Raw genomic sequence first — 14,059 nt, forward strand, 5'->3', positions numbered from 1 at the left:
TATTTTTTCTTGGTTGACAATTAATAAGAGGCAAAGCAATATTCTGACTCTGCTTCAAATATAGAGGTTTTACCTACCAATTCAAAACTATTGGTTCTGTTGAATAAAATATCCCCTTTATTAAGTTTAAATTGTCTAAAAGTTTCTTTATCAATTTTAACATATTTTATATCTGTAAACTCTAATAATCCCTTTTGTAAGTTTCCCATTCTAAGTATTTTATACCCTTCACCCTCTGATTCATATCTTGTGAAAGACCATACTGCACTTTGTTATTACAAATGTCACCAATTTTAACAATTTTCCATTGTTTATTTATTTCAAAACTGGGTTTCCAATTATCTATTATCTGTTTTGCCCCATCTATTATTTCTTGATAACTATCCAACTCCTCAACAATTTTTTGCTGTTCTTCAATAGGTGGAAGAAAAATTGCAATTTCGTCTAATTTAGTAATGGATATATATTTAGTTGTTTGGGTTGTACAAATATCTAATAACTTTTGTTCTAATGACTTACAGGTGTAAAATAAGAATTTTGGTAAAATTTGATCTGCATATTCCTCTTTAATAACTAACCCATTTATTTGTTGATTAGTAGTAAGCGGTATTTTAGAAAAAGCAACTTTGCCTATTGTTACTGTACAAGATAGTAATATAGTGTTAGTAGGTAATAATTTTACACTAGTTTCTTCTAAGGCTTTTTCTGTAATTAAATTGTTTAGTTTTAACGTTTTCCCCATTTTCCAAATCTTCTAAGGTAAACCAAGATATATCACCGTTATACCAATATTTTTGTTCTTTTCTTGAAGGGGTTGAACCATTATATATATGACATATTTTCGATAACTTTACCAAAGTAAACTTTTCCTTTTTTATCGCTTCTCTATAATGATTACCTACTAAGTTATACCCATTATTCTTTATTTTCTTTAAATCTATAATTTCAAATCCAAGTTCAAACATATTAGTTTTTAAATCAGGATTTTTATCTACCTTACTAATGTCTGAAGAATCAATTTTATTTAAATCATTTATACCAACCATTTTTCTTTTTTTATTGTCTAGAGTAACGCCAATATTCTTTTTGATTATTTGGCTTATGTGCATCGGTAAAATAAAGTATTGACGTTTTTACTCCCGTATAAGGTAAAAAAGTACCTTGCGGTAGAGAGATAACGAGTTGCAACTTTGCTTTTGATAGTAAAAATTGACGAACAGCAGCGGTGGTTTTTCTGAATAAGAACCCCCTCAGGTACTACCAATGCCATTCTACCCCCCTCTTTTAAATTTTGCAGGCAATGCAAAACACAAGCAGCATCACCGTTATTTTTTGCAATGCCGTTATAATATGTATTAAATCTTAATTTTTCTAAATCTTCATCGGTATTAATTATATTATTTTCTTTGATATAATTAAAAGCTTCAGTTAGGAACCCACCGGTACCGCAAAAAGGATCATAAATTGTTTCTTTAAATTTAGGATCAACCAAATTAATAATGGTTTTAACGATATTTCTCGGTGTAAAATATTCACCTAAATCATTTTCTGTTGATGTGGTTTTTTCTAGGAAATACTCAAATGCATCACCTTTTATATTCGTATCGATTGTAGATAAAATGAGAGGATCGATTGCATCAATAATATGACGAAGAGTATTGGAATTACTTAGAGAAATAGGCGTAAAAACATCACCACCGTATTTATTCTTAATTTGTTCTATAACATAGCTATTAATGTAACCGATAATATCATCGCTTGATTGTGCTTTGATATTATTCCACCAAGATTTTTCGTTGTTTTCGCTTAATAATTTTATAATATATTTGCAAACTCACTAAATCTTTCTATTCCTGCTTGGAGCCCTTCACTTCTTAAAAGATTATTCAAGTTTTTAAATATTGATATTAATTCTTCACGTGATACTTTAACTTCTTTCGGTATAGTCCAAGCTTCATTATTGTTTGCTTCTAAAAAAGCTAATAATTCTTTTTCACGCAGTAATTCCCTTACTTCGTCACCGTTTAATATAAGCTCTTTAGAAACAAAACGAGCTTCGCAACAAGCTCCGTTCATTGCGAACACTATAGGTACATCAAGCAATTTTGCATACTCCGCAGCTTGATCCAAAGCTTGCCTTAAATCCACTCCTGTTTTTTTTGCTTCTATTATTGCAATAGGTTTATCAGTATTACTTTCATATAAGATATAATCCAGTCTTTTTCCGTTTAATCTTGTCTGTTCTATTTTTGATTTTGGTTTTTGGAAATAAACATTCTTTTTAGTATCATTATCTATATGCCATCCCTTATTTACAAGGTTATTGCTGATAATCCATTCGGTTTGCTGTTCTGCTAACATAAGAATTGCTTAGATATTTTTATTTTGTAATTAATAATTATATCTTCTTACACTTATTATACAAGCTTATAAAAGTACAAAAAACAACTTTTTATCTCACTAAAAAATAAATTATTGCTGTGGATTTATATAGATTTTTGACTTTCTTAATGAATTTAAATAACTTATTATTATGAGCTTGTTATAACTAATATTAAAATCATGAGTATAAATAACCAGTTAAGAGAATTAATTAAATCAGGCACTTTTGCCGGTATATTATTAATTATTGCTTTTACTTTAGCAATAATTGTCAGCAATAATATTTTCCTAGCAAAACATTATTCTTCTTTTATCTACAGTAAATTTTCTTTAACAATAGGAAATGTAAGTTTACAAACAACTTTTATAGAGTTAGTTAATGACGGTCTCATGACTTTCTTCTTTTTATTAATAGGTTTAGAGATGAAATTTCACCTAGTAGAAGGTGAATATAAAAATAAAAAAACTAATATTACCTGCGGCGGTAGCCCTTGGAGGTGTGGTAGTTCCTACCCTAATGTATATGTTTTTTAATTATGATAAACCGGGATTAATAAAAGGATGGGCTATTCCTATAGCAACTGATACTGCTTTTGTCCTTGGTATTTTATCCTTTTTCAGCCGACATATATCTTTAGAATTACGAGCTTTTATTATAGGTTTCTCATTAATTGACGATGCTTTTGCGTTAATTATACTAGCCTTGTTTTATACTAAAACAATCAATACTCCGGCTTACTAATTTCCTCTGTAATTATATTCATCTTGTTTATATTGAATTATCGACAAGTTAAACAATTATCTTATTATATAATTGTAGGTTTATTATTATGGATTAGTATGGTGGAGTCAGGTATTCACGGTACTTTATGCGGAGCCATTATAGCACTTTTTATACCTGTTAATATAGAAGGAGCATTTAACACTTCTTTTAAAAAACTTGAAAACTTAACTCGTCCTTTTGTAAATTACTTTATTTTACCGCTTTTTGTATTTATGAATTCCGGTATCCTTTTAGAATATTTTATATTTAAAGGCACTTGTTCTAACTCAATACTTGCTTTAATTTACGGGATAATATTTGGTTTATTTGTAGGTAAGCAATTAGGTATTATGCTATTTTCATATCCATTTGTAAAATTTAAACTCTGTAATTTGCCAAGTGATACTTCATGGTTAAAATTTTATTCTATAGCTATACTTGGAGGAATTGGATTTACCCTAAGTTTATTTATAGGTAGTATTACGTTTGAGAGTAGTTATCCTTCAAACTTTATGAGAGCTGCAGTAATAATAGGCTCTTTAATCTCTGCATTATTTGGCGTAGCCGTTCTAAAATATTGTACTAGAAAAGAGTAAAGCGTCTTGAAGATGATAACCGCAGCGTACATACTAGTACGTGAGGATTATCAGCAAGAGACAACGTAGTTAATTTTTCAAATTAAACGAGTATACTCATTAAATAACGATGATAGGATTTTAATATATTTTTGTTTGGAAAAACAGGATATGGTACTATATAGATATTATTAGAAGAAGGAATAGCTTTTTCAAGCTTATTTAGCATAAAAGGCATATTATAATTATGCTCTACTAAAATTATTGAAGTAAGATTGTAAGTTACAATAAAATCAACCGCTTTCTTAATATTATCTTCTTCAGACATTATTTTATTCGGAGCAAGTATTACTTGCTGTTCTATTACGCTATGTTCTTTTAGCAAATTTTTTAATTGCCCTGCAGATTCTATACCGGTAATAAATAATATAGGGGCATAGCCTGCCTTAAGCATTGCAATACCGGTTTCAATTTTATGTCCTCCTCCTGCAAATATTATTATTGCATTAGTGGTATTACTATTAAGCTTATAAGAATTTATTAAATATAAATAATAACCAAAACCAACAATCCAAAGAGCAAAAACTGCTAAAATTGTGAGTAAAAATTTTCTGATCATTTAAATATTTTATTAAATTCAGTTTGAATAATTTTATCAAATTCAGACATTTCAATATGAATTCCTAACTGATTTAAAGATGTTACTAAAGAATTTTCAAGTCCACAAGGAATAATCCCACTAAACTTACTTAAATCTGTTGAAATATTTATAGCTACACCGTGATATGTAACCCATTTTCTTACTCTAACACCTATTGCAGCAATTTTAGCAAATTCATCTTTCCTTACTTTTACCCAAATTCCTACTTTATCTTTAATAATATATGCTTTAATTCCAAAATAATTTAAGCTATTTATAATCCATTCTTCAAGCATTTTTATATATAGCTTTAAATCTTTGTGGCGATTTGGTAAGGCTAAATTAAGAATTGGATAAATAACACGCTGACCCGGTCCATGAAAAGTAAATTTACCGCCACGTCCTGTGTAAATTACCGGAATATCACCAAAATCTAATACTTCTTCTGAGTTGTAATTAGTACCGGCTGTATATACTTCCGAATGCTCAACTAAATAAACAATTTCCGACTCATTAGTATTAATTACCTTATTAACATGGTCTTCCATTAACTTCAAAGTAACCGAGTAATCAGTGAGACACGGTATTGTTATGAATTGTACCATATTAATTGCCTAACTCGGATTTATATTTCAATATTAATGCATCTAAAATTGCTATTGTTTCAACATCTAAATCACCGGAAAAGTTACTAGGACGAAAATGCATTTGAAACGAAATTATAACATCTTTCATTTTAGAATCTAAAATTCCGGTAGCTTCAAGTTTATAACCGTATGTAATAAATTTTTGCTGAATTGCTTTAATATCGGTTATATCAACTTGTGACAATAGATCGTTAAACATTTGTTCATCATACCAAGCTCCAATATCGTTATCATATAATAGTTTCCAAGGAAATAGTGGACCTGGGTCCTGTTTTCTACCTGGAGCAATATCAGAATGCCCAACCACTCTAGTAGGTTTAATATCATATCTAGCAATAATCTGTTTACACAAACTTATAACACTATTAATTTGTTGCTTTGAATAAGGCAGCCAGGTTATATTATTGTTTTTTGCATTTACTTCAAAAGCAGGATTTACGATTTCAATACCGATTGATGTATCATTAATACGCTCATGACCTTGCCAGTAACTTACTCCGGCATGCCATGCTCTATCATGCTCTTCTACTAATTGAAATATATGTTCAGGGTTTTCATTGTTTATTAAATAATGGCTACTTAACTTTTCACCAGTTAAAAAATCTAAAGATTGTTTAAAATCACACTGTGTATAATGCAGCACTAGGAATTTAATACGTTTATCAAACCCCACAGCTCTATAAGATGTTTTATCGATTACTATCATAGATAAAAATTTTAAAGGATGTCACTATTGTATGTTTTTTTCTATGTCATTCTTGTAAAAGCTTGCTTGCATGGACCGGTAAATCGTCATTGCGAGAAGAATTACGCAGTAATTCGACGAAGCAATCTCAGGAGTTTGTTATTATTTCATGAGATTGCCACGCAAGATTGCTTGCTCGCAATGATGATTTGGTATCCATACAAAGATAGCGTCAAGTATAACAAGAAAAATTTTGATGGTGCCGGATATCGGATTTGAACTGATGACCTACCGCTTACAAGGCGGTTGCTCTACCACTGAGCTAATCCGGCATATTAATATGATTATAGAGAAAAGATATGGTCATACCGTGGCCTTGACCACGGTATCTAGAAAAATAGCTTGTAATAGTCAAATTTACTAGATCCCGCGATCAAGTCGCGGGAGATGACAGGTGTGAAATTGATCCACACAGTCAATGCCTGTTCGCAATGACGAAAATACACTATAAACTAAGCTTCTTTAGCTTCCTTTTTACTTGGTCTAGCTTTGCGGCTTTTTGCTTTAACTTCCATTTCCTTTTTAACTTTCTCAGGAAGAGTAACACCCGCTTGTTCAATAAATTTTGCGACTCGCTCAGTTGGTTTAGCACCGGTGCCAAGCCAATATTCTATACGATCTTTTTTTAAAACCACACGCTCACTATTATCTAAAGCAAGCATTGGATTATAAGTTCCAACTTTTTCTAAAAAGTCACCGTCACGAGGTGCTGTTGCGTTAGCTACTACTACACGGTAAAAAGGACGCTTTTTAGCACCGCCTCTAGCTAAACGAATTTTTACTGCCATATATTACTTACAATTATTTTATTTTTTCTTCTTTAAAAAGAACATGTTTTCTAACTACTTTATCATACTTACGAAAAGAAAGCTTCTCGGTTTGGGTCTTCGGATTACGTTTTTTTACCCAAAAAACACCTGTGCCGGCAGTACTTACTAGCCTTACCAAAACATTTTTATTTTTCTTTGCCATTAGCTGACACCTTAAATCAAGATATTATTTTATTATTCTAAGAAAAGCAGAATAAAACGAAATTGAAAAATAGTCAAGTAAAATACTCTACATACTTTTAATTATATGGATCGATTTTATTTATGTCATCCCGCGACTCGATCGCGGGATCCAATAATAAATACTAAAATTATTTAGTATTTTAAATTGTTTTTCTAGATACCGTGGTCAAGCCACAGTATGACACCGAATGCTTAAATGAGTTACCGTCCAAATAAGCGTTCGATATCCTTAAGCTTCAACTCAATATATGTAGGTCTACCGTGATTACATTGACCCGAAAACGGCGTATTTTCCATTTGACGCAGTAAAGCATTCATCTCGTCCGCTGATAATTTTCGTCCTGCTCTAATAGAGTAATGACAGGCATAAGTTTCCGTCACATGCTCTATTAACTCCGTCAAAGCTATATTCTCACCAAAATCCGATAAATGATCAGCGAGATCCTGAATTAACTTTTGTACGTTTACGTCTCCAAGGATATTTGGAATTTCAGTTACTATAATAGATTTTTCGCCGAATTTTTCTAGAGTTAAACCGAGTTTATATAGTTTTTCTCTGTGTTCATATAAACAATCTGCTTTTTTTTCATTTGGCAGTTCTACTATCTCAGGGATAAGCAAACGCTGTTTGATTAACTCTTCCGTTTTAAGGTAATCTTTCATTTTTTCATACCCTAAACGTTCATGTGCTGCATGCTGGTCGGTAATCACTATACTATCTTCGGTTTGTGAAATAATATAAGTCGTATGAAGTTGTGTTTTAGCTGCCCCAAGTTTATATTGTTTACGGGTTTGCTGTTCATGTTCTATACGGTTTTCTACTTCTTGTTCTATTTTAGCATGTGGTAATGTATCGATTAATTTTTGACAAACATGATTTTGAGGAACTTTATTAAGTGTAGAATGAGTAGTAGGTCTATAATCTGCCGATTTACTATTAACATTTATAGCTTTGCTTATCTGTGGTTGTTTGTTGACTAAAGGATTTTTAAATAGTTCAAGAGCATCAGTTGCAATAGTAGTAGAAGTAACATGGCTTTTATTTGTTAAAGCATTTTTAATTGCTTCTATTAATAAGTTTCGCACATAATTCGGGTCATGAAATCTTACCTCTACTTTTGCCGGATGTACGTTAACGTCAACAAGTTGCGGATCAATTTGTAAGAATATAGCACATAGCGGATAACGATCACGAGCTAAATAATCTTGATATACTACCCTTAAAGCTACCTGTAATAATTTATCTTTTACCGGTCTATTATTAATAAATAAAAACTGATCTTCACTTGAAGCTCTATTATATGTCGGGATACTAGTATAGCCGCAAATAGAGAAATCAGGTGTTTTGAAATCTATATAAGCGGCATTTTTTATAAAATCATCGCCTATAACATCAATTATACGCTGTTTTAGGTTAGTTTCTGCATCTCTATTTTGTCCCTTTAGTTTTAATAAATTCCTGCCGTCATGTGTTAAACTAAAAGAAATTTCAGGATGTGCTAGAGCGATTTTCTTAACCACATCTACAGTTACTGCAAGCTCTGTTTTATCAGCTCTAAGAAATTTTAAACGTGCAGGTGTTGCGAAAAATAAATCACGTATCTCTATTTTAGTACCTTCATTATGAACAGAAATAGTAACTTGTTTTTCATTGCCACCGATTAATTTAATCTGAAATGCTTTGTCATCCCCTTGTTTCTTAGAAGTAATTAGCATTTTGCTAATGGCAGCAATAGACGGCAGTGCTTCGCCCCTAAAACCGAAAGTATGAATATTTAGAAAATCACTTTCATCAAGCTTAGAAGTTGTATGACGTTCAACGGCAATTTCTAACTCCTTATCAGTCATACCGATACCGTCATCGGAAATAATGATTAGATTTTTACCGGCACGTTCTAAGATAATATCTATTTTAGTACTACCTGCATCAACAGCATTTTCAACTAATTCCTTTACTACCGATGCGGGTCTTTCTATAACCTCACCGGCAGCAATTCGGTTGATAGTACTTTCTGAAAGAAACTTGATAGTCATTTTGTTACTAATTTAAATTTCTTACTACAATATGGGCAGATAACTTCCTTTTTTTCTTTATCTATCTCTAAATAAACTTTTGGATGGTCATATGGAGGTTCTTTGCCCTGGCAAGATACAGATGCATCAACGCTATTAACAATTTCCATAGATTTATACATTATTTTATACATTATTTCTTTAAGTGAAATCTAATATAAGTTACTTTTAAATAAAAGACAAATATTACTTGATTAACTTATGGAATCCATCTCTGTCATCCCGTGGTCAAGCCACGGAATGACACCGAATGCGTTTTTCGATCTATACAACAACACTGGTATATTTATAAGGAGGTAAAAATGAAAGACAAAGTAGCAGTTATTGCCGGTTCTACTAGCGGTATCGGGCTTGAGATAGCAAAACATTTTGCAAAACTTGAGTCTAAAATAGTTATTAACGGTTTTGCAAAAGAAGATGAAATAGCCAAAATTTCAGCAGAATTGAAAGAACTTGGTGCAAGTAGCGTATTTTATCAAGGAATAAATTTGGCAGAACCTGATGAAATTCGTTCTATGTTTGAGAGAATAATAAAAGAATTCGGTAAAATAGACATATTAGTAAATAATGCAGGTATTCAGCATATTGCTCCTATCGATGAATTTCCTGAAGATAAATGGGAGCAAATTTTGCGTATAGATTTAATAGCCTCTTTCTATACTATAAAATATGCAATACCGATTATGAAAAAAACGGCTTCGGGCGAATTGTTAACATCGCTTCCGCTCATGCATATGTCGCATCACCTTTTAAGTCGGCATATGTAGCAGCAAAGCACGGTATCCTTGGGCTTACCAAAACCGTTGCTTTAGAAGTCTGAGAATAATATTACAGTTAATGCTATCTGTCCCGGTTACGTCAACACACACCATTAGTAAGGAATCAAATAGCAGATACTGCTAAAGCTAGATATATCATTGAAGAATCAGCGTTAAGGGATGTAATCCTTAAATCTCAAGCTACGAAAAATTTGTAGAAGCTGATGAAATAGCAAACTTAGTAATATTCTTATGTAACGAAAAAGCATCATCAATAACAGGTAGTGGACTCTTGATAGATGGCGGCTGGACGGCACAGTAGTTTTTAATTTTTAATATTTGTTAGTTATTGAGAAATAACTAACAATAAAAACTTCTTGCAAAAATTTAATTTACTCCTTTACACTTGAAATAAACCAAAATTTATTCAAGGAGAAATTTATGCCAGAAAAAAACATCTACATTTTCAAACTGAAGAAACTGAATTAAATAGAGTAAAAAATGCCAAATTAATTCATTTTAAAGATGAACTGGGCAGACCCATAGGTGGGCAATTAGTTATAGGAGAAGTTGAGGTAAAGCGTAATTTGGGTAAGTTTAAAAAAGCTCTAGCCTATCTTGGAATTATTAAAAATACCAAAAAAGTTATTAAAGAAGAAAAATATACGGAAAAAGTAGTAAGCAAAGAAGAGAAAATTATAGGCACCTATGAATTAGGCAATTTTACTAATGATAAGAATTCCATAGAGAACTTTTTAAACAACTTAGATTTCCATGAAGAAAAACTTTACGCATATGATCTTAGTGGTACAAAAGTTGGAGAAGTAGGTGATTTTGGAAAAGTAGTATTAGATGAGAATATTAAGCTTGATGAAACTATTCTTCAAAAAAATGGAAAATTCTTAGATTTAGAAGGTAAAGCTTTACAAAATCAAAATCAGTTTATACAAAACAAGTAGTGGAGTTTATCATTAAACACTTCTACAGACATAAAATATTTTGATGAAGATATTAGAGAGTTAACACAAATCCAAGAGTTATCTCAAATGGAAGTCTTAGGAAGCTTTTTGACTTCCTCTACAGGAAGACAAGCATCTTATAGCTCTCTTGCAAATAAAATTAAAGTATCAATTCCAACCATTACAAGATGGCTTGAGTCATTTGAGTCGTTTTTTATAGTTATCGTATTTATCCATGGTCAAATAATATTCCTAGAAGTTTAATAAAAGAGCCAAAAATATATCTATGGGACTGGTCGCTTATAGAAGATATGGGAGCAAGATATGAAAATTTTATTGCAAATCATTTATTAAAATTCTGTCATTTTTGGAGTGATTTAGGATTTGGTGAATATGAATTATATTTTATTAGAGATAAACAAAAGAAAGAAGTAGATTTTTTAGTAACAAAAAATAACAAACCATGGATGTTGGTTGAAGCTAAAACTTCTTCAAATCAAGAATTAAACTCAGATTTAAAATATTTTCAAGAACTTTTAAATTGCCCTTTTGCCTTTCAAGTAGTATTTAATATGGAATATAAAGAGATTGATTACTTCAGTTATAATTATCCTGTAATTGTTTCTGCTAAGACTTTCTTATCTCAATTAGTTTAAAGATCACTCATATAAATCATATTTAACACTTTATAAATGATGTAACTTGTCTATAATAACTAATTAGTAATTAAGTTATTTAAAGCTCGATGAATAGGTCTAAGTTCATTTTTTTATCTGCTATTTCAGGTAATGTACTCGAATATTATGATTTTACGGTATATTCAGTTTTTTCGCTGATTATTGGACAAGTTTTTTTTCCAGGCGAATCAGAATTCATTAGAATTCTTCTAAGCCTTGGAGTATTTGCGGTTGGCTTTTTGACAAGACCGATAGGGGGTATATTATTCGGTTATATCGGTGATAGATACGGTAGACGTATCGCTTTAATAATCTCGATGCTAGGTATGACTATTCCGACCTTTATTATGGGTCTCATACCCTCATATGCAAGTATTGGGATTTATGCCCCTATAACTCTAGTTATAATGCGTCTTATTCAAGGTTTATGTATCAGCGGTGAAGGAACGGGAGCGGCTATTTTTATCCTTGAACATCGTCAAAATTTAAGACCGGGTTTTACAGCAGGTTTAGTACATGGTTCAAATATTGCTGGTACGTTAATCGCAACATTTATCGGTATTATAATCGAACGTTATTTCTCTCATATAGATTTTGCTTGGCGTTTTGCTTTTCTGCTTGGCGGATTTATGGGTCTTGCCGGATTTTACTTGCGGTTGCGTGTATCGGAAACACCGATTTTTAAAATGCTTGAGAAAAAGAAACAAGTTCTTAAAGCACCTTTTTCCAATGTAATTAGAACTGCTTGGAGATCGATGTTTTTAACTATGTGTATAGGTGCTATCGCTAGCAGTGTTATGTATTTAGTAAAAACATATATAAATGTTTTCTATTATAATGTAATGCATCTTAGTAATACTATTGCTTTATCATATTTAGCGTATAGTTCGTTTATTGCGATGATAGCGATGCCGCTTGCCGGCGGTACTGCCGATATTATCGGAAAATTTAAAATGGCAATGCTTGTTGGTGTTGCTATCTTGATATTGATTTTACCGACCATGTTACTTATGTCGGCAGAAGAGATGTGGCAACAAATTATAGCTCTTACAATGCTTGGTATGCTCGCAGGAAGTATAGCAGGTACAGCTTATATATTCGTTATATCCTTGTTTACGGCAGAACAAAGATTTACCGGTGTGGCTTTCAGCTACAATTTTGCAATAGCGATATTCGGTGGAACTTCACCTATTATTTCTCGTTGGCTTGTAGAGCATACAGGCTTATTTTATGCTCCGGCTTTTTATATTATGATCATTGCTGCTGTATTTTTAGTGATTATGTATATGATGAGAAAAGTAATTAAACGAATTATTAATTAAATATGAATATGGAAAACATAGTAAACTCAGCTCCATTTTGTGACAGGCGTGAGGAGCGAAGCCTATATACTAATAGGCGAGCCGACGAACAACAAAGCACAAAGTGGGGATCAGTTTACTATAAAGAAACAACAAGTAGTTGGTTTACTGATTTACGTGATTTATTGTGCAAAGAATTTGAAAAAATCGAAGAAGAATATGCACAGACAAAAGGTTTAAAACCGGCTAAGTTTGTACGCACAAGCTGGCAACGTAACGGCGGTGGTGGCGGTGTTATGTCTCTTATGAAAGGAGAAGTATTTGAAAAAATCGGGGTTAATATATCTACCGTATTCGGTGAATTTTCTCCCGAATTCCGTAGCGAAATTCCAGGAGCAGAGCTAGATGGGAAATTCTTTGCAACAGGCATTTCATTAGTCGCACATCTTAAATCGCCGTTAATTCCTGCTATGCATTTCAATACTCGTTATATAGAAACTTCTAAAAGTTGGTTTGGCGGCGGTGGCGATTTAACACCTTTTTATCCGGAAGAAAACGAAACTGCAAAGTTTCATGCAGCTTTTAAAGAAGCGTGCGATAAGTATGATTCTAGCTATTATCCTAAATTCAAAAAGCAATGTGACGAATATTTTTATCTAAAGCATCGAAAGGAGCCGAGAGGAGTAGGTGGAATATTCTATGATTACCTAAATAACGGTAATTTTGAACAGGATTTTGCCTTTACACAGGATGTAGGTAAGGCTTTGTTGTCGGTGTATCCTGAAATCGTTAGAAGTAAGTTACTTTTACCTTGGACAACTGAGCAGAAAGAATACCAACTTATAAGGCGAGGTAGATATATAGAATTTAATTTGCTATATGACCGCGGTACTAAATTCGGCTTAATGACCGATGGAAATGTCGAAGCAATATTAATGTCATTGCCACCTGAAGTAAAGTTTAATTGACTTTGTGGAAGTTCTATATAGAATCATAACCGAAATAGCAAAACGCTATTTCGGTGTGTAGCAACCTCTACCAAAAGTGAGAACATCTCTCACATAACTGATGTAATACTCAACCTTATGGTCGGGGAGATAATAGGTATGTCCAGAGCTTAAAGCATTACTTTAAGCTTAAAACCTATTATAGCTGACTTTCGGCAGTTTTGCAGTTTTGCTAACTCCCCGACCACCAGGGGTTTATTTCTCTTCGATGGTTGAAACTTGAGCAATTTAAGTTTAATTAAATCGGGAGTCCAACCAAACTAACAAGAGCCTACCTAAATTCGTAGCAGAGTTTACTTCAAAAGAAAATTTAGAAATCCTAAAAGTTGAGATAACAGAGTTGCTAGAAAGACCTTTGAAAAAGAGAGATATCAACGCAATAGAGAAACGCTTAGCAGAACTAGAAGCAATATTTGGTATTGCTAAAGTATAGATGAGCAGGCATTGCTTTCATTTATGTCATTCCTGCTTTCCTTTCACGGAAAGACATTGCCCACATGGATCGGTTTTAACGTCATT

General features: G+C 32.2%; 16 protein-coding genes, 1 tRNA gene and 3 pseudogenes. 7 read left to right on the forward strand and 13 right to left on the reverse strand.

Annotation, left to right across the window (positions count from 1 at the left end; genetic code table 11):
- Window positions 1–20: 20 nt before the first annotated feature.
- Genes MB29_RS04150 through MB29_RS12775 form a run of 5 tightly spaced genes read right to left on the reverse strand, consistent with a single transcriptional unit; the run spans window position 21 to window position 2,361 of the window.
- Window positions 21–209: a restriction endonuclease subunit S domain-containing protein gene (locus MB29_RS04150; RefSeq protein WP_032139179.1), complete on the reverse strand. Its 189-nt coding sequence runs from the start codon at window positions 207–209 to the stop codon at window positions 21–23.
- A complete protein-coding gene (locus MB29_RS04155) occupies window positions 182–742 on the reverse strand; it encodes a restriction endonuclease subunit S (protein ID WP_032139180.1) in 561 nt (186 codons plus the stop codon). Before MB29_RS04155 ends, MB29_RS04150 begins: the two co-directional genes overlap by 28 nt.
- Window positions 684–1,109, reverse strand: a complete 426-nt coding sequence (locus tag MB29_RS04160; protein ID WP_215426225.1) for a restriction endonuclease subunit S domain-containing protein — start codon at window positions 1,107–1,109, stop codon at window positions 684–686. The genes MB29_RS04155 and MB29_RS04160 overlap by 59 nt, the downstream gene beginning before the upstream one ends.
- Entirely contained in the window at window positions 1,100–1,822 is a 723-nt protein-coding gene (locus tag MB29_RS12770; RefSeq protein ID WP_324607277.1) for an HsdM family class I SAM-dependent methyltransferase, read from the reverse strand. The genes MB29_RS04160 and MB29_RS12770 overlap by 10 nt, the downstream gene beginning before the upstream one ends.
- The gene (locus tag MB29_RS12775; RefSeq protein WP_233418929.1) at window positions 1,816–2,361 is read right to left on the reverse strand and encodes a type I restriction endonuclease; all 546 of its coding nucleotides are present in this window, start codon (window positions 2,359–2,361) and stop codon (window positions 1,816–1,818) included. The genes MB29_RS12770 and MB29_RS12775 overlap by 7 nt, the downstream gene beginning before the upstream one ends.
- 201 nt (window positions 2,362–2,562) lie before the next feature.
- Between MB29_RS12775 and nhaA the strand changes: the two are divergent.
- Window positions 2,563–3,741 (forward strand): annotated as a pseudogene (nhaA, locus tag MB29_RS10220) (Na+/H+ antiporter NhaA).
- 82 nt (window positions 3,742–3,823) lie between these two features.
- On the opposite strand, the gene MB29_RS04195 reads toward nhaA, so the two are convergent.
- The 8 genes from MB29_RS04195 to MB29_RS10225 form a co-directional block, all read right to left on the reverse strand.
- Window positions 3,824–4,339 carry a YdcF family protein gene (locus MB29_RS04195; RefSeq protein ID WP_032139184.1) on the reverse strand — a complete coding sequence of 172 codons (516 nt, stop codon included), beginning with the start codon at window positions 4,337–4,339 and terminating at the stop codon, window positions 3,824–3,826.
- A complete protein-coding gene (lipB, locus tag MB29_RS04200) occupies window positions 4,336–4,965 on the reverse strand; it encodes a lipoyl(octanoyl) transferase LipB (RefSeq protein WP_032139185.1) in 630 nt (209 codons plus the stop codon). Before lipB ends, MB29_RS04195 begins: the two co-directional genes overlap by 4 nt.
- A gap of 1 nt (window position 4,966) precedes the next feature.
- The gene (locus MB29_RS04205; protein ID WP_032139186.1) at window positions 4,967–5,713 is read right to left on the reverse strand and encodes an N-acetylmuramoyl-L-alanine amidase; all 747 of its coding nucleotides are present in this window, start codon (window positions 5,711–5,713) and stop codon (window positions 4,967–4,969) included.
- 236 nt (window positions 5,714–5,949) lie between these two features.
- Window positions 5,950–6,024 (reverse strand) — tRNA-Thr (locus tag MB29_RS04210).
- 180 nt (window positions 6,025–6,204) lie between these two features.
- The gene (gene rpsP / locus MB29_RS04215) at window positions 6,205–6,540 is read right to left on the reverse strand and encodes a 30S ribosomal protein S16 (protein WP_032139187.1); all 336 of its coding nucleotides are present in this window, start codon (window positions 6,538–6,540) and stop codon (window positions 6,205–6,207) included.
- A gap of 13 nt (window positions 6,541–6,553) precedes the next feature.
- On the reverse strand, window positions 6,554–6,724 hold the full coding sequence (gene rpmG / locus MB29_RS04220; RefSeq protein ID WP_004997072.1) for a 50S ribosomal protein L33: 171 nt from the start codon (window positions 6,722–6,724) through the stop codon (window positions 6,554–6,556).
- Between the two features lie 242 nt (window positions 6,725–6,966).
- The gene (mutL, locus tag MB29_RS04225) at window positions 6,967–8,799 is read right to left on the reverse strand and encodes a DNA mismatch repair endonuclease MutL (RefSeq protein WP_032139188.1); all 1,833 of its coding nucleotides are present in this window, start codon (window positions 8,797–8,799) and stop codon (window positions 6,967–6,969) included.
- Window positions 8,796–8,960, reverse strand: a complete 165-nt coding sequence (locus MB29_RS10225) for a zinc-finger domain-containing protein (protein WP_008579257.1) — start codon at window positions 8,958–8,960, stop codon at window positions 8,796–8,798. Before MB29_RS10225 ends, mutL begins: the two co-directional genes overlap by 4 nt.
- Before the next feature lie 180 nt (window positions 8,961–9,140).
- Between MB29_RS10225 and MB29_RS11570 the strand changes: the two are divergent.
- The 6 genes and pseudogenes from MB29_RS11570 (at window position 9,141) to hemF (ending at window position 13,501) form a co-directional block, all read left to right on the forward strand.
- Window positions 9,141–9,658, forward strand: a pseudogene (locus MB29_RS11570) (SDR family NAD(P)-dependent oxidoreductase).
- Window positions 9,659–9,840: 182 nt separating this feature from the next.
- Window positions 9,841–9,918: a hypothetical protein gene (locus MB29_RS13445; protein ID WP_267881739.1), complete on the forward strand. Its 78-nt coding sequence runs from the start codon at window positions 9,841–9,843 to the stop codon at window positions 9,916–9,918.
- A gap of 265 nt (window positions 9,919–10,183) precedes the next feature.
- Window positions 10,184–10,555, forward strand: a complete 372-nt coding sequence (locus MB29_RS08475; RefSeq protein ID WP_051965308.1) for a hypothetical protein — start codon at window positions 10,184–10,186, stop codon at window positions 10,553–10,555.
- Window positions 10,556–10,642: 87 nt separating this feature from the next.
- Window positions 10,643–11,211: pseudogene (locus tag MB29_RS14205) on the forward strand (DUF4143 domain-containing protein).
- An 89-nt stretch (window positions 11,212–11,300) separates the two neighbouring features.
- On the forward strand, window positions 11,301–12,554 hold the full coding sequence (locus MB29_RS04245; protein ID WP_032139189.1) for an MFS transporter: 1,254 nt from the start codon (window positions 11,301–11,303) through the stop codon (window positions 12,552–12,554).
- 2 nt (window positions 12,555–12,556) lie between these two features.
- Window positions 12,557–13,501: an oxygen-dependent coproporphyrinogen oxidase gene (gene hemF, locus MB29_RS04250; RefSeq protein ID WP_032139190.1), complete on the forward strand. Its 945-nt coding sequence runs from the start codon at window positions 12,557–12,559 to the stop codon at window positions 13,499–13,501.
- The last annotated feature ends 558 nt before the right edge of the window (window positions 13,502–14,059 follow it).

Source organism: Rickettsia tamurae (genome assembly GCF_000751075.1).
Classification (GTDB): Bacteria; Pseudomonadota; Alphaproteobacteria; order Rickettsiales; family Rickettsiaceae; genus Rickettsia; species Rickettsia tamurae.